Origin of the sequence: Bradyrhizobium sp. LjRoot220 (genome assembly GCF_964252915.1) — a bacterium.
Lineage (GTDB): Bacteria > Pseudomonadota > Alphaproteobacteria > Rhizobiales > Xanthobacteraceae > Bradyrhizobium.
On sequence record NZ_CAXUPS020000002.1, the window covers coordinates 565,087 to 577,624 of the forward strand.

21 protein-coding genes and 2 tRNA genes are annotated in these 12,538 nt (G+C 61.7%); 12 read left to right on the forward strand and 11 right to left on the reverse strand.

Going from position 1 to position 12,538, the window contains the following annotated elements; all coding sequences use genetic code 11:
- Positions 1-9: 9 nt before the first annotated feature.
- Both ACSQ84_RS11055 and ACSQ84_RS11060 read right to left on the reverse strand, forming a co-directional pair.
- Positions 10-420, reverse strand: coding sequence for a hypothetical protein (locus tag ACSQ84_RS11055; RefSeq protein WP_436211692.1), 411 nt, complete (start codon positions 418-420; stop codon positions 10-12).
- A gap of 243 nt (positions 421-663) precedes the next feature.
- The gene (locus tag ACSQ84_RS11060) at positions 664-954 is read right to left on the reverse strand and encodes a hypothetical protein (protein ID WP_436211693.1); all 291 of its coding nucleotides are present in this window, start codon (positions 952-954) and stop codon (positions 664-666) included.
- 697 nt (positions 955-1,651) lie between these two features.
- Between ACSQ84_RS11060 and ACSQ84_RS11065 the strand changes: the two genes are divergently transcribed.
- Entirely contained in the window at positions 1,652-1,927 is a 276-nt protein-coding gene (locus tag ACSQ84_RS11065; RefSeq protein ID WP_436211694.1) for a hypothetical protein, read from the forward strand.
- Positions 1,928-1,973: 46 nt separating this feature from the next.
- On the opposite strand, the gene ACSQ84_RS11070 is transcribed toward ACSQ84_RS11065, so the two are convergent.
- Entirely contained in the window at positions 1,974-2,111 is a 138-nt protein-coding gene (locus ACSQ84_RS11070) for a hypothetical protein (protein ID WP_436211695.1), read from the reverse strand.
- A gap of 140 nt (positions 2,112-2,251) precedes the next feature.
- On the reverse strand, positions 2,252-2,671 hold the full coding sequence (locus tag ACSQ84_RS11075) for a GFA family protein (RefSeq protein WP_436211696.1): 420 nt from the start codon (positions 2,669-2,671) through the stop codon (positions 2,252-2,254).
- Positions 2,672-2,951: 280 nt separating this feature from the next.
- On the opposite strand from ACSQ84_RS11075, the gene ACSQ84_RS11080 reads away from it, so the two are divergent.
- Entirely contained in the window at positions 2,952-3,215 is a 264-nt protein-coding gene (locus ACSQ84_RS11080) for a hypothetical protein (RefSeq protein ID WP_436211697.1), read from the forward strand.
- Between the two features lie 24 nt (positions 3,216-3,239).
- On the opposite strand, the gene ACSQ84_RS11085 is transcribed toward ACSQ84_RS11080, so the two are convergent.
- The 3 genes from ACSQ84_RS11085 to ACSQ84_RS11095 form a co-directional block, all read right to left on the reverse strand.
- Positions 3,240-3,314 (reverse strand) — tRNA-Thr (locus tag ACSQ84_RS11085).
- A 172-nt stretch (positions 3,315-3,486) separates the two neighbouring features.
- On the reverse strand, positions 3,487-3,825 hold the full coding sequence (locus tag ACSQ84_RS11090; RefSeq protein WP_436211698.1) for a hypothetical protein: 339 nt from the start codon (positions 3,823-3,825) through the stop codon (positions 3,487-3,489).
- Between the two features lie 144 nt (positions 3,826-3,969).
- On the reverse strand, positions 3,970-4,314 hold the full coding sequence (locus ACSQ84_RS11095; protein ID WP_436211699.1) for a hypothetical protein: 345 nt from the start codon (positions 4,312-4,314) through the stop codon (positions 3,970-3,972).
- 188 nt (positions 4,315-4,502) lie between these two features.
- Here ACSQ84_RS11095 and ACSQ84_RS11100 point away from each other — a divergent pair, with 188 nt between their 5' ends.
- The 4 genes from ACSQ84_RS11100 (at position 4,503) to ACSQ84_RS11115 (ending at position 7,281) form a co-directional block, all read left to right on the forward strand.
- The gene (locus ACSQ84_RS11100) at positions 4,503-5,240 is read left to right on the forward strand and encodes a dienelactone hydrolase family protein (RefSeq protein ID WP_436211700.1); all 738 of its coding nucleotides are present in this window, start codon (positions 4,503-4,505) and stop codon (positions 5,238-5,240) included.
- Positions 5,241-5,412: 172 nt separating this feature from the next.
- Positions 5,413-6,108 carry an urease accessory protein gene (locus ACSQ84_RS11105; RefSeq protein ID WP_436211701.1) on the forward strand — a complete coding sequence of 232 codons (696 nt, stop codon included), beginning with the start codon at positions 5,413-5,415 and terminating at the stop codon, positions 6,106-6,108.
- A gap of 156 nt (positions 6,109-6,264) precedes the next feature.
- Positions 6,265-6,729 (forward strand): hypothetical protein, encoded by a 465-nt coding sequence (locus tag ACSQ84_RS11110; protein WP_436211702.1) that lies wholly within the window; start codon positions 6,265-6,267, stop codon positions 6,727-6,729.
- An 81-nt stretch (positions 6,730-6,810) separates the two neighbouring features.
- Positions 6,811-7,281 carry a hypothetical protein gene (locus ACSQ84_RS11115; RefSeq protein ID WP_436211703.1) on the forward strand — a complete coding sequence of 157 codons (471 nt, stop codon included), beginning with the start codon at positions 6,811-6,813 and terminating at the stop codon, positions 7,279-7,281.
- Between the two features lie 123 nt (positions 7,282-7,404).
- On the opposite strand, the gene rlmB is transcribed toward ACSQ84_RS11115, so the two are convergent.
- Positions 7,405-8,232 carry a 23S rRNA (guanosine(2251)-2'-O)-methyltransferase RlmB gene (gene rlmB, locus ACSQ84_RS11120; protein ID WP_436211704.1) on the reverse strand — a complete coding sequence of 276 codons (828 nt, stop codon included), beginning with the start codon at positions 8,230-8,232 and terminating at the stop codon, positions 7,405-7,407.
- Between the two features lie 201 nt (positions 8,233-8,433).
- Here rlmB and ACSQ84_RS11125 point away from each other — a divergent pair.
- From ACSQ84_RS11125 to ACSQ84_RS11150, 6 genes are all read left to right on the forward strand, one after another.
- Positions 8,434-8,519 (forward strand) — tRNA-Tyr (locus tag ACSQ84_RS11125).
- Between the two features lie 301 nt (positions 8,520-8,820).
- Positions 8,821-9,213 carry a hypothetical protein gene (locus ACSQ84_RS11130; protein WP_436211705.1) on the forward strand — a complete coding sequence of 131 codons (393 nt, stop codon included), beginning with the start codon at positions 8,821-8,823 and terminating at the stop codon, positions 9,211-9,213.
- A complete protein-coding gene (locus tag ACSQ84_RS11135; protein WP_436211706.1) occupies positions 9,210-10,502 on the forward strand; it encodes a hypothetical protein in 1,293 nt (430 codons plus the stop codon). Before ACSQ84_RS11130 ends, ACSQ84_RS11135 begins: the two co-directional genes overlap by 4 nt.
- A 101-nt stretch (positions 10,503-10,603) precedes the next feature.
- The gene (locus ACSQ84_RS11140; protein WP_436211707.1) at positions 10,604-10,879 is read left to right on the forward strand and encodes a hypothetical protein; all 276 of its coding nucleotides are present in this window, start codon (positions 10,604-10,606) and stop codon (positions 10,877-10,879) included.
- Positions 10,879-11,325, forward strand: coding sequence for a hypothetical protein (locus ACSQ84_RS11145; protein WP_436211708.1), 447 nt, complete (start codon positions 10,879-10,881; stop codon positions 11,323-11,325). Before ACSQ84_RS11140 ends, ACSQ84_RS11145 begins: the two co-directional genes overlap by 1 nt.
- 22 nt (positions 11,326-11,347) lie before the next feature.
- Positions 11,348-11,665, forward strand: coding sequence for a hypothetical protein (locus ACSQ84_RS11150; RefSeq protein ID WP_436211709.1), 318 nt, complete (start codon positions 11,348-11,350; stop codon positions 11,663-11,665).
- 14 nt (positions 11,666-11,679) lie between these two features.
- Here ACSQ84_RS11150 and ACSQ84_RS11155 read toward each other — a convergent pair whose 3' ends face one another.
- The 3 genes from ACSQ84_RS11155 to ACSQ84_RS11165 are packed head-to-tail and all read right to left on the reverse strand — an operon-like array spanning position 11,680 to position 12,391.
- Positions 11,680-11,934, reverse strand: coding sequence for a hypothetical protein (locus ACSQ84_RS11155; protein ID WP_436211710.1), 255 nt, complete (start codon positions 11,932-11,934; stop codon positions 11,680-11,682).
- Positions 11,931-12,143 (reverse strand): hypothetical protein, encoded by a 213-nt coding sequence (locus ACSQ84_RS11160; protein WP_436211711.1) that lies wholly within the window; start codon positions 12,141-12,143, stop codon positions 11,931-11,933. Before ACSQ84_RS11160 ends, ACSQ84_RS11155 begins: the two co-directional genes overlap by 4 nt.
- Complete coding sequence (locus ACSQ84_RS11165; protein ID WP_436211712.1) at positions 12,140-12,391, reverse strand: hypothetical protein; 252 nt, start codon at positions 12,389-12,391, stop codon at positions 12,140-12,142. The genes ACSQ84_RS11160 and ACSQ84_RS11165 overlap by 4 nt, the downstream gene beginning before the upstream one ends.
- Positions 12,392-12,538: the final 147 nt, after the last annotated feature.

The following is a 12,538-nucleotide window of genomic DNA, read 5'->3' on the forward strand; positions in this document are numbered from 1 at the left end:
GGCAGGCGGCTATTTGCCCGGCCGCGGCACTCCGGTGTCTTCGTGCAGCGAAGCGTGCACCTTGGCCATGGTGGCGCTGCAATAGGCCTCGCGCTCGCGGTTGAAGCGTTCCTGATGCGCGCGGAAATTGGCGACGCGGGCGCGGATCTCGGACTGGAAGTCGACCTTGGGCTCGGTGCGCCCGGCCAGCGCCGGCTTCGGTGGCGGGGCGGCGACGGTTTCGGCCAGCATCGCCTCGATGTCAGGCATCGACACCGCGGGCGTGGCCTTGGGGGCCTCAGAGGTAGCGGGAGCTTCGGGGCTGGCGATAGCCGATGCCTTCCCGACGAATTGGTCGAGATCCGGCTTTTTTCCGGTCACCGATTGCACGAATGCCATCGTCTGCGCGATCAGGAGGTCGCGTTCTTTCATCCATTTCATCACACACCTCGGCCCAAGCCATTCCAGCAAAAGGCTTTTGCGGAATCAAGGGCGAGTGTTGAAGATGGCTAATGAAGGCATCCGATTTGCCGGTGAGGTGACAAAAGGGAGACAGCCGGGAGGCCCAGACTCAAAATCGCGAAAACAACCCCATGCAAAGAAAGAAGGGGGCAACTCGCAGAACGAGTATTGGATGAGAATGTAATCAAAAGTTGTCAAGCGGCTGCACCCGATCTCACCTGCTCAGCGCTCGCGCGGATTGGTGTTGGGTACGAAGGGGGCGCCGATCACCCGGACCGGAGCCTGGTCGACGAGGCGGCCCGGCTGCCTTGCCACCGCCGGTGAAGTCGCGGCGGTCGACGGCGACGAGGCCGCGACAGCCGACGGCGAAGACGCCGAGGCGGCATAAACCGCCTTGCTTTTGCCAGCCGGGGAGGCTGGCTCCACGAAAGTGGCGGCGCCCGCGATTACAGCGCTCACCAGCGTCACGCCGGTGAGCAAAACCAGATTGCAGTTTTCTTCCCGAATTCTCATGCGGAAAAAACGTGATCGGCCGGGGTTGGTTCCGAGGCGGGCGGACGACGGGAACCCAAGATGCCGGCTCCCGCGGCTAAAGGAGGGAACAAAGATTAAAAGATTAAAAATGATCACTTCGTAGCGCCGGGCTCGGAACGAATCCCGCGTTGCAACGTAACGTCTGCGGGCGCGGCAAAATCCGGAGATAACAACAGTGGTGGGCAGGGAGTATCTGACGCGTCAGGCAACGACGCTTCTCAAATTCGCCAGGACAGTCACCGACCCGAATGTCGCAGCGGGTCTGGTCGAGAAGGCCGCCGATCTCAAATCGCAAGTGGACGATTCGAGCCGGGCGGACAGAAATCCCCAGGTGCCGGATCCGGACCGGAACAGCAACCGATAGCGCAGGGACGCCGCCGTGACGCAAGGCAGCACCATCGCCGCGGGGACTGATCGGCGTCGCGATAGGTGCGGCCATGGAATAACGTCGCCGGGGATCGGCGTCGGCCTCGCGCTGCGTATCGCGATCTCCTACGCGCTGAAGCCCTGAACGGGTGCAGTGGAATTTGCATCCGCGTGTAGAGCCTTCCGGAACTTCGTCGAGTCGCCGGAACAGAACTCCGTTTCGCAAAAATGTCAAAAATTAAGCCGGGCAAGTTCCTGCAACGGCCTCGCGTGGCAAGCGTTAACGCGGGAATGGAAAGGAGGATCACACATGCGAAAGACAGGACTTACTCTTGCAGCCGTTGCCGCGCTTGCGACATCAGCTGTCGTCAACTCTCCGGCGGAGGCCCGCGGCGGGCGTAACGCTGCGATCGGCTTCGGCGTGGCCGCAGGCGTGCTAGGCGCCGCAGCGGCAGCCAATGCCTACAATAACCCTTACTACTATGGACCGAGGTACGGCTATTACGGCGGTGGGCCGTACGCCTACTACGACGGTGGCCCGCGATACTATCGCCGCCACTATCATCGCCACTACCATCATTGGTAACGAAGAAGCCCGGAGCAATCCGGGCTTTTTCCTTGCCCGAACGCGTTCAGATAAACAGTTTCGCCACCGCCAGAATGATCAAGCCGGCGAGGGCAAGATACATCAGGCGGAACACCCGCCGGTCTTCAGCAGCTCGCCGGTTCGATAATTTTCCAGTCATGAAATCAGTAAAAGGATCTGACACGGCGCCTCCAAAGCAAGGCCGTACAAATTCTGATTTGCGATTCTCGGTCAAGAGTCACTTGAGATTTTTATCGTGTGGTTTGCTTGGAGCGGCTCGTAGTGGACCGCGCCAAAAATTTGCTGTGAATAGCGGGGAGTGTCTCAGTTTGAATTTTTTGGGAGGCGATTTTGCCGGAAGTGCTCCACGGCGCCATCAATTCGAACCCAATGATGTTTCGACTGTTCGAAAACCGATATGACAGGGGTCGGGTATGTCGGGTCCGCCATCGCGCCGACAGCGACGGCGATCAGACCGGGCATGTTGCCGAGTTTCCAGTAGACTGTTGAGCCGCACTGCGGACAAAAATAGTTATGGATTTCCCCGCCGCTTGCGGCGGCGTGCGTGAACTCTTTTGAGGTTCCTGAGATGGCGACAAGCTCGGCGGGGTAATAAGCGCCGGCACCGAACGGCGCGCCGGTTCGGCGTTGGCAGTCGATGCAATGGCAAGCAACAACGATCCTGGATGGCTCTTCTGGAAGCGAGAGCGTGACTGCACCGCAGCTACATCTGGCGTCGCCCATCGGGAAAGCCCCCACCGTCTGCTGAACTTGCAGACCTTACCGCCAAGCATTTCCCCGTGACAATACTCAGACGCATGGGTCGCAAGGCGCGGGCGGCCGGAATGACGGCCAAAAGGCGGAAAGATATCGCCAGCGGCGCGGCGGCGGCTCGGTCGAAGAAGTAGATTCGGCTACAATCAGCGTCTAACGTTGTGATGACGGCCGTGCCGAGCTATTCGTGCTCTCATGACGCGCGTGCGCTTCAAAATCGTATTCCTCGAGCCATCATTCGGCAGGTGCCATGTTGAAGTATAATGGTGTCAGCTCGCCGGCCGCTTATGTCTGCCACGTGGTTTTCTTCTTTTTCGGTTGTGGCGCGCTCGCGCTTTTCACCCTCAATCGGGTCAAAGTCGACCACTCCGAAGGACCGAGCTGGAATCCGTTTTCAAGATTGCCGGGCGGCTCGCCGGCGATTTCAGAACAAGCAGTGTCCTGGCTCGGCGTCTGCGTCATGATCGTTGCGCTCGGGCTGGCGTGGCTGATACGGCGCTGGATGCTGATGTAAGGGGATGCGACCTTGAACGCGGAATGGTGCCGGTTGAGAGGATTGAACTCCCGACCTTCGGTTTACAAAACCGCTGCTCTACCGCTGAGCTAAACCGGCGAACTGAAATCACGGGCCCGCGGAATACCGGACTGGATCCCGTCGACATCAGGCGGCTCGAATACCAGACTTGCTTGCAAAGGGCCAGAACCTCGAACGGCACTTTCAGCATTTCCGCGCATGAAAAAGGCGGCCCAGAAGCCGCCTTTTTCCGCGTCTCGATACGCTTGTCTTACTGGCAGGGATGCCGGCGGCCGTCTTCGCCGCGGAACGTTGTGCCGGGGATGCAAACAAAGCCGTTGCGGCGGGCATATTCCTCGCCGCCGATCGGCGGCACGCCCGCCATATTGGTCGCGGTGCCGGCTGCGAAATTGCCCGGCCGGACGCCGCCGCTGTTATCCCAGCGGTTGTAGCTGTTCTGCCAAATGCCGTTCTGGCGATAGGCCTGCTGGCGATAAGCCTGATCCGGAGCGGCCTGACGATAGCTGCCGGGCAGCTGCTGCGCCGCGGCCGGAGTCGCCAACGCGGAGGCGAGAATTGCGGTCGCACCGAGAATCTTGAACTTTGTCATGCGATCTCTCCTTTCCGTGACGTTTCCGTGACGCAAGTGACGCGAGCTTTCGTCACGCAAGGCAAAATGCGGAACGCGCCGGGCGCCCCGCATTTTTCTTAACGATTCAAACCGGCGTTAGTTGCTCGCGTTGCCGATCGACCCTCAGCAAGGGCGCCAGCGTCCGTCCGGGCCCATATAGGTCGCGTCAGGCTGGATGCCGCAGGCGGGACGCAGGCTGCGCGGGCGTTGCACCCGATAGGCATAGGAATCGTCATAGGCCGGGCCGCCATAGTAGGCGTAGGAGTCGCTGCCGCGGAACGGGGCGGTCGCAATCGCGCCTGCAGTGCCAATCGCACCGCCGACGACACCCGCTGCGACGTCGCCTGGCCAGAAGCCGGACGATCGATAGCGATAATCGTAATCATTGGTCCACCGCTGCGCCATCGCCGGTGTCGTAACCGTGGCCGCCAGCAAGGCCACTGCGCCCAAAAGTTTCAGCTTTGTCATGGGTTGCTCTCCGCAATTGTTGTCGGAGGCCAACCGATGGCTGGACACGATGTTCCGATTTTGGGTTGTGCTGCGTTCAAACCGGTGTGATGTTCCGGATCCCCGCATTTTGAAGCGCCCCCAAAAAAACTCCAAGACAACTTCGATAGAACTTCAAGAGACCTTGAAGAAACTTTCAAGAGAATTTCATGCCGACGCGTGACCTCGAATACCGCTGCGACGACGTCAATTTGCGGGGCTATCTGGCCTGGAGCGACAATGCCGCAGTCCCGCGCCCGGGCGTGCTGGTGTTTCACGAGGGCCTCGGGCTCGGCGAGTTTGCGATGGAGCGCGCACGGCGGCTCGCGGACCTCGGCTACATCGCACTCGCCGCCGACATGTTTGGCGACCGGCGGCAGGCGAGCAATCTGCAGCAGGTCGCGACACTGGTCGGCGGCCTGCGCGCCGAGCCGGAAAAACTCCGCGCCCGCGGCCGTGCCGCGCTCGCGGCGCTGGCGGATTTGGCTGAGGTCGATACGCGCCGGCTCGCGGCGATCGGGTTCTGCTTCGGTGGTTCGGTGGTGCTGGAGCTCGCGCGCGAGGGCGCCGATCTCAAGGCGGCGGTCAGTTTCCACGGCGCGCTGGCGACGAAAATGCCCGCGCAACCCGGCGCCGTGCAGGCGAGTGTGCTGGTCTTGACCGGTGCGGAGGATCCGCTGGCGCCGCCTGATCAGGTCGCCGCGTTCGAGAACGAGATGCGGGAAGCCCAGGTGGGCGACTGGCAGGTCATCAGCTACGGCAACACGCTGCATGGTTTCACCAATCCCGCCGCCGACGGTTCGATGATGCGCACCGCGCTCTACAACGAACAGGCCGATCGCCGCTCATGGGCGGCGATGCGCAGCCTGTTGGATGAAGTGTTTTCCGAAGGCACTAATCCGGCGTGAATATTGCCTCTGACAATCAGGTCAAGCGGTGTCATAAGGAAATTTGAAACGTCATTGCGAGCCAGTGTGCGAATGCGCGCCCGATGAAGGCTCCGCGAAGCAGTCCATCGGGCCGCAAAGCAAGTATGGATTGTTTCGCTGCGCTCGCAATGACGGAAGGGGAAGGGGACATATGTTCGGAATTTTGGGGCTTGGGTTTTTGCTGGGCATGCAACATGCGCTCGAAGCCGATCATATCGCCGCCGTCTCCAGCATCGCCGCGCGCCGCAGCCGGGTCGGCGATATCGTCAAGCACGGGCTGACCTGGGGGCTCGGCCATACGCTGACGCTGTTCGTCTTCGCCGGCTGCGCCATCCTGCTCGGCCGCGCGATCCCCGAAAATGTGGCGCGTCCGCTGGAGGCCGCCGTCGGCATCATGTTGGTCGGCCTTGGCGCGCACGTGCTGTGGCGGCTGTGGCGCGACCGCGTGCATTTTCACAAACATGGCCACGGCGACGGCACCGTGCATATTCACGCCCACAGCCATGCCGGCGAAACCACGCCGCATCTGCGCACCGCGCACATCCACGAACACGGTTTTCGCTGGCGCACGCTGCTGGTCGGCTTGATGCACGGCATGGCGGGATCGGCTGCGCTGCTGATGCTGACGGTCTCGCAGGCGTCCACACCCGCGGCCGGGCTTGGGTATGTGGCGCTGTTCGGGATCGGCTCGATGATCGGCATGGGCGCACTGTCCTCGGTCATCGCCGTGCCGCTCGCGGTGTCCGCGCGCTGGCTCACCTGGGCCAACCGCGGCCTGCAGGGTGCCGTCGGTCTCGTCACGATCGCGATCGGGGCCAACACGATCGTCGAAAACCTGTTGGGCTGAGCGCGCGCCGTTAACAATTGCTGATCGCGTTCGCTCGCAATTGAACGGCGGGGAATGCTTGCGCGTTAGCCTTACTGGCAATTTGGTCCGGCCTCTTAACCCTTGCGGACGCCTGTTCGATTAGATTGCGGCCCAGGAAAAACGGGGTCCCGAGCGATGCGCATTGGCGTGACACTGGCAATATTGATGGCGACGACGTCGACGGCACTTGCCGGCGGCGGCTTTGATATCGTGATTCCAGGTCGTCCCGGTGTGCCCGTCATCATTAACGGCGTCGATGCATCCTATAGGGTGGTCGAAGGCGAATGGGGCCTCGGCAAGGGCACGCATGTGCAGCCGACCGTCTATGGTGGCCGCTATGTCGATCCGGTTCCGCGTGTCGGTCATTATTATCCGAGCGCGGGTCATCTGCCCGGTTACGGGCGGCTGGAAATCGAACCGCCGGCGAACCGCAGGTTGCCGCAGCCCGCCGAAAGCTATCACCAGTCCTGGTCTGCGCAGTCGGCGCCGCTGCCGGCGCAGTCCAACGTGCCGGTCGAACCGCCAGATATCATCTACGCGCCGGGGGATGTCCGGCGACCGGATTTCGGACCACGAGGACGACAGAACTTTCCACGCTGAGAGACCACGCCAACAAAACCACGCCAACAAAAATACCTGCAGGCAAAATAACTGCAGGCAAAAAACCCACAGGAGAGAGTAATGCGTCATTTGATTTCAGGATTGGTCGCGGCAGTCGCCGTGATGGCCGCTTCGCCCGCGATGGCCTGCGGTTACTCCAGCTGCGGTTACGCAGCGCCCGTCGTCTACGCCGCGCCGGTGGCAACCTACACTTCGTCGGCCTGCAACCCCTGCGGCGGCGTCGGTTGGGGTTATGCCCGGCTCGCCGATCCCGTGCAGCAATATTACTACGTCAACCAGGGTCCGACCTATTCCGGTCCCGGCGCCTGGGCTCCGGCCCGCGTCTATCAGGAAGACTTCGTCACCGGCTATCCTCCGTATTACGGCTATGGCAGCGGCGTCGTAGCTCCGCGCGCCTATGGCTATGGCTATCGCTACGGTGTCCGTCCGGGCATCCGTTATGGCTATGGCGCCCGTTACGGTTATGGCGCTCGCTACGGCTACGGCAGCCGTTACGGCTATCGCGGCGGCGCGCGCTACGGCCGTTACTGATCCAAAGTTCGAATCAAGGCTTCAGCGCCCGTTCGCATCATGCGAGCGGGCGTTTTCATCGCGTTTTCAAGCGAAGTGGATTCCGGTTCGCGTAAAGAAAACGCGTCAAAAAATAGAGAGCTCTTATTTCATCAATCCCAGCCTGGAGGCGCCGATATAGAGCGCCAGCACCGCGGCGTTCGAGACATTCAGGCTCTTGATCTCGCCGGGCATGTCGAGGCGCGCCACCACGCTGCAGGTCTCGCGCGTCAATTGCCGCAAACCCTTGCCTTCGGCGCCCAATACCAGCGCCAGCGGCTGCTGTAGCGCGACCGCGGCGAGGTCCTCCGCGCCTTCGCTGTCGAGGCCCACCGTCATGAAGCCGCGGTCGTTCAACTCGTTCAGCGCGCGGGCGAGGTTCTGCACCGTCACCAGCGGCACCATCTCGAGTGCGCCGGATGCGGATTTGGCCAGCACACCGGTCGCCTCGGGGCTGTGACGGGCTGTCGTGACGATCGCCTTGACCGCAAACGCCGCGGCCGAGCGCAGGATGGCGCCGACATTGTGCGGATCGGTGATCTGGTCGAGCACCAGCACGATGCCCTCCTGTGCCAGCGCATCGATATCAGGCGCGGGCAGCGGCTCGGCCTCCGCGAGCAGGCCCTGATGCACTGCATCGGGACCCAGCCGCTGGTCGATCGCACTGGGCCGGACGATTTCCGGGGGCACGCGGGTGTCGATATTCTCGTCGGCGAGACGCCGGGCGGCGTTTTCGGTCAAAAACAGTTTGCGGATCTGGCGCTCCGGATTGGCGAGGGCCGCCGCAACCGTATGCCAGCCATAGAGAATCACCGGCCCGTCCGGGCTCGCATCCCGGTCGCGCCAGGCCGGGCGGCCGCCCGGTTTCCGGCCTTTTTCGAAGGGTTTGCCGCCGCCACGGCGGAACGGTGGTTTTCGGTCGCGATCGCTCATGGGCCAGCTTGTGTCACGGGTTCCGGATTATGGCAATTTGGGCCATTTGGGGGTGCTTTTGGCGGCTTCCCTTGGTTGACTTTGCCATGGCCCTTCGCCCATAAACGCGCCGACCGGGAGCCCGCCATCGGCTCCGGGTATTAACGTCATCCATGGCCTTTCCGCCGCCGGTTAGCGGTCGGGTTTGCGATGCAGTTAAACGGGGGAGTGTCCCGAGTGGCAAAGGGAGCTGACTGTAAATCAGCCGTCTTATGACTTCGAAGGTTCGAGTCCTTCTTCCCCCACCATCTTGTTTTTGCTGCCGTTTTGGCCCTGCGGGGCGACGGCCCGTAAGCAATCTGTAAGCAACCCTGTAAGCAATCCGCTTTTCCCGGTTTGTTCGAGCCCCAAGGGGTCAAAACCGGCCTCCCATAGGCCCTGCTGAGAAACCGGCTACCGGACAACGGCCGGATCGGTTTTAACGCACCACAGGGATTCCCAAGCCCGGCTTCCATTGGTTTTGTCGATGTCGGCGCGCCGTCTTCTAGGCCCTGGGGCCCATGTTGACGCTGGTTCAAGGCTCCCGTTACAACCTGAACGGGGGAATAGATGAAACGACCGAAAACCCGCGAAATTAAATTTCCGCAAAGGATGAGGCTGTTGCGGAAGGTTGTGCCGAAGGAGGAGCTTGAAGCTGTCGCTCAGGCGGCCCTATATGCCCCCAGCGACTATCATTGCAAAATTGATGGTAAGCTCGTCCGCCGGACGAAACCGGCGACGCCGTGTCCGAGGGATTTCACCCTCCAGCAGGCCGGCGACGCGATGCGCGACGCGATCAGGAAAGGCAGGATCTCGGAAGAGTGGGTTAATGGTTTCCCGAGGCGGCTGTGGCACAAAGAGGGCGATGTTTGGTACGAGGCCTGCACCAATACCGGAACGGCGGGCACCTACCACGCTTATCCCGTTGAGGTCTCTGGCCTTCCCGCAGGATTGCGATCATGAGTGAGTTTGAGATTTCAGCGGACTGGATCGCCCAGGAGGGGCGGAACGAAGCCGACGCAACGCTCAGCGAAATGCTGATCGTCGTCGACGACCGCATTGTGTCCGAATTTGCCGATCGCAAGGGCGCCGTCTCGAAGAAGCTGCAGATTCCCGCCTATTTTCTCGCGGAATGGATGGCCGAGAATTGGTGGCCGCTCCTTTGGGAGCCCAGGAAGAGCGAGGACGAGGGGGACGATTCCGAGTTTCTTTCGAGGCACTCGTTCCTTACCGCGCAGCATGGCTTTGCTCTGCCCAAGCTTTCAATCGTCGCATTGGGGAAGTCGCTCGACATCACGGCATCGGCTCGCGACGCTACGCTCGCGGGCGTGCGTTTCAAAAACCGTGCTCAAATTGCCTGTGGCCGAGAGTTGGTCGAAGGAACGATCCGCGGCTTTGTTCAGTCCGTCGTCGATCGCCTCGAAGAAAGGCGTGTGCGGGATACTTCCCTGCAGGACCTATGGAAGCTGATCAATGAAACGGACGAGGAAGAGGCGCAATTTTGCCGTTTCGCCGGGGCTCTCGGCCTCTCGCCGTATGATATCGACGATAGAATAGCTGGGCTGCTCGAGCAGTTGTTGCCGCAGTTTGGCGAGCGCCTGTTGATGGATCTGTGCCTGGCCTCTCCTGCCGCACAGTTCCCGGTGGTTGCAGCCATCGCCGAGCAGGCGATGGAGATCACGCGCGGGGCCGCTTCTTCTACGCTCTCGCCGATTGAATCGGTACTTCTGCCGAAGGAGAACCTGTCTCTACCGGCGTGGCGGCGAGGTATTCAGGCTGCGGAGCTGCTTCGTCGGCGGTTGGGGATCAGTGATCTCGACACCAAGGGCGCGAGCCGTATTTTCGATTTGTTCAAAATCGATACGAAGGTGCAGACTCGGACGAACCATACCTATGACGAAGTCGTAGTGACCGGCGCCGTCGTTCGCAACGAGAACGAGATGAAGGTCGGGCTTCTCCAGGAGAAGGAGACGAAGCGTCGTTTCGCCGGGGCCCGAGCAATTTTTTCTGCCTGGTCATCAGAAGGATTGACCGAAACGAGATTGCTCACGTCGGCGGTGACGAGAGATCAGCAGGCCAACCGGGCATTCGCAGCTGAATTGACCGCCCCGAAAGCTCTAATACGATCGCGCGTGAAGAAGGGGCGATTGACAATGACAGAGGTCTTCGACCTTGCTGCTGACCTTCAGATCGGTCCAGACGTCATCTTGAAGCAGGCAAACAACAACGGCGTGCTGGTTCCTCGGGTCTAGCCGGACGACGGCCGCGATTGCGGGTACAACCGGCGGGGCCTGCCCCCATTTCCGGGCTCAACCGGTGGGGTCATTTGCCAAGCTGTCAGGACCGCGCTTTTATGACCGCCATGTGGCGGACACTGGCAGCGACGTTCCTTTGCATTCTAGCGACCGACGCCCTGGCGGCGTGCGGCGATCGCGGTGGGCCCGGCTATCGCGGACCTTCGGGCCGGTGCGTCGGCTGGGCCGATATTGGCAAGACCTGCGGCAACCCGCCGACCACCAGGTGCACAGCCGAAAGCACGGCACCCGGCGCTGAAGCTGCCGCCGGCCATGGTGTCAAGGCTTGGGATGCCGGCAAGGACGCGCGCAAGGCCGCCGGCCGGAGCGACTGATGTCTCCACGCGTCATCCAGCTCCCGTTATCGGGTCGCGATCGGCGCCATTACGTTCGCGAGCTGCGGGCGGCCGAACAGGCCCATCAGGCCATTGTCGGGCAGGTGGAATCCGCCTACCGCCACGCGCACCATCTCGCCTGCCAGGAATGGAACACCCGCCAGTTCATCGGCGGAGACGCCAGCCCGTCGCCCTCGATCGCGGAGGCTATCGCCTGCGGCTGCGAGCTGCTCGAGGTCCGCTGCAAGCGCTGCGGCCATGAGAGCATGATGGATCTGCGCGAGGTCGTCTGGCCTCGAGAGAACCAGGTGCACACCTTGGAGCGGGTGCTGCGATGTCAGCGCTGCAAAGACGAACGGAAGAAGCCGGCTTGCAACCTCGTCGCGCTGCGATCTCGCGAGGCTTCACCGCCCCGGCCGCCGGCGAAACGCGCCCGTGGCGGATAGAGGCTGGCATCGTCCATTTGAATTGCCGATCGATCTGCCAGACGGCGGCGAGCTGGTTACTCTCAGGGACGCGGCAGCGTACATCGCGAAGGTGCCGGCGACCAAGCACAAGCTGCCGCATTGGCAGCTTGCCGGCCAATTGCTGATCGACGCCGCAGAGGGCAGGGGTCCGCGACTGCATGCCAGGATCGCCATGCTCAAGGCGATCCATCACGGCGAACCATCACCGACGGCAGAGCCGCGCAAGAAACAGGCTAAGGCCTACAACATCATCCAGTCCCAAAACGCGAAAAAGGCCCCGCCGCCCCGGGAAGGGCTAAGCGGGGCCGTATTTTTTTAGACGTAGAGTCGAGACTAACCTAGATCGAGCGGATCCTGATCTGTGCCCGCCTTCATTTCCTGCACGGCCTCGTAGATGGTGGTGACGACCGGCACGTTATGGCGCCGCTGCAGGATGTCGGTGACCAGCGACCTGACGGTGTCCATGGTGCCGTTGGCAGCGCGCATCTTGTCAATCAACTCATCACTGATCGACATAGCGGCCGCATAGGGGTCGTGGTGACCGTTAGTCGGGGCACGCTGAAAAAGCCGCACGATGATATAATTCATGCACGCCGCTCGCTGAACAGGAAGGTCTTGAGTTCGGTCGCCACCACGATCAGCCGTTCGGCAAGCGCGTCGACCTTGTCCGACTTCTCTTTAACTTCTCCAATTAAGCGTTTGCGCTCGAAGTTCATCCAGATCAGAGCGGCGAGCTCGAGAACCGCGGCAATGCCGCCACCCTCCTGCACCTTCTGCAGCCACCATTCGATGGTCATGCGGCTGAAGCCCCGCGTGCCCGGCATACCCTGATCTGGTCTCTCAGCTGCTTGTAGTCGCCGATGAACAGCCGCAGCGCCGAATCCTTCGGCAGCGCGTTGTATTCCGCCAGGGCGCGATCCTGCGTCTTGGCGTCGTATTCGTTGATGCGCGGGCAGACGATCTTGACGACGACGTCAGAACTTCCCGGATCGCAGGCTGTCAGAAACAGCGTCATCGGTAGGACGAGCAACGCCTGCCATCGCATCTTGGGTCTCCAGCGTTTCAACATTGACCTTGTTCGCCGTCTGAGCCGCGCCAGCCTCGCGAAGGGCATTGTTGGCCTGGTACGAGGTCAGGCCGTCCAACACGAGCTTTGCGATGGCGCCGAGCACAAGCCCGGCGCCGTGCGCTG

Bases quoted from the DNA above. Each gene is read 5' to 3' on its own strand.
- ACSQ84_RS11160 (WP_436211711.1), bottom strand. From the start codon at position 12,143: ATGACCATCGAATGGTGGCTGCAGAAGGTGCAGGAGGGTGGCGGCATT.
- ACSQ84_RS11110 (WP_436211702.1), top strand. From the start codon at position 6,265: ATGCGCATTGGCGTGACACTGGCAATATTGATGGCGACGACGTCGACG.
- ACSQ84_RS11080 (WP_436211697.1), top strand. From the start codon at position 2,952: ATGTTGAAGTATAATGGTGTCAGCTCGCCGGCCGCTTATGTCTGCCAC.
- ACSQ84_RS11060 (WP_436211693.1), bottom strand. From the start codon at position 954: ATGAGAATTCGGGAAGAAAACTGCAATCTGGTTTTGCTCACCGGCGTG.
- ACSQ84_RS11100 (WP_436211700.1), top strand. From the start codon at position 4,503: ATGCCGACGCGTGACCTCGAATACCGCTGCGACGACGTCAATTTGCGG.
- ACSQ84_RS11135 (WP_436211706.1), top strand. From the start codon at position 9,210: ATGAGTGAGTTTGAGATTTCAGCGGACTGGATCGCCCAGGAGGGGCGG.
- ACSQ84_RS11090 (WP_436211698.1), bottom strand. From the start codon at position 3,825: ATGACAAAGTTCAAGATTCTCGGTGCGACCGCAATTCTCGCCTCCGCG.
- ACSQ84_RS11055 (WP_436211692.1), bottom strand. From the start codon at position 420: ATGAAATGGATGAAAGAACGCGACCTCCTGATCGCGCAGACGATGGCA.
- ACSQ84_RS11155 (WP_436211710.1), bottom strand. From the start codon at position 11,934: ATGAATTATATCATCGTGCGGCTTTTTCAGCGTGCCCCGACTAACGGT.
- ACSQ84_RS11065 (WP_436211694.1), top strand. From the start codon at position 1,652: ATGCGAAAGACAGGACTTACTCTTGCAGCCGTTGCCGCGCTTGCGACA.
- ACSQ84_RS11165 (WP_436211712.1), bottom strand. From the start codon at position 12,391: ATGCGATGGCAGGCGTTGCTCGTCCTACCGATGACGCTGTTTCTGACA.
- ACSQ84_RS11140 (WP_436211707.1), top strand. From the start codon at position 10,604: ATGACCGCCATGTGGCGGACACTGGCAGCGACGTTCCTTTGCATTCTA.
- ACSQ84_RS11115 (WP_436211703.1), top strand. From the start codon at position 6,811: ATGCGTCATTTGATTTCAGGATTGGTCGCGGCAGTCGCCGTGATGGCC.
- ACSQ84_RS11130 (WP_436211705.1), top strand. From the start codon at position 8,821: ATGAAACGACCGAAAACCCGCGAAATTAAATTTCCGCAAAGGATGAGG.
- ACSQ84_RS11145 (WP_436211708.1), top strand. From the start codon at position 10,879: ATGTCTCCACGCGTCATCCAGCTCCCGTTATCGGGTCGCGATCGGCGC.
- rlmB (WP_436211704.1), bottom strand. From the start codon at position 8,232: ATGAGCGATCGCGACCGAAAACCACCGTTCCGCCGTGGCGGCGGCAAA.
- ACSQ84_RS11075 (WP_436211696.1), bottom strand. From the start codon at position 2,671: ATGGGCGACGCCAGATGTAGCTGCGGTGCAGTCACGCTCTCGCTTCCA.
- ACSQ84_RS11095 (WP_436211699.1), bottom strand. From the start codon at position 4,314: ATGACAAAGCTGAAACTTTTGGGCGCAGTGGCCTTGCTGGCGGCCACG.
- ACSQ84_RS11105 (WP_436211701.1), top strand. From the start codon at position 5,413: ATGTTCGGAATTTTGGGGCTTGGGTTTTTGCTGGGCATGCAACATGCG.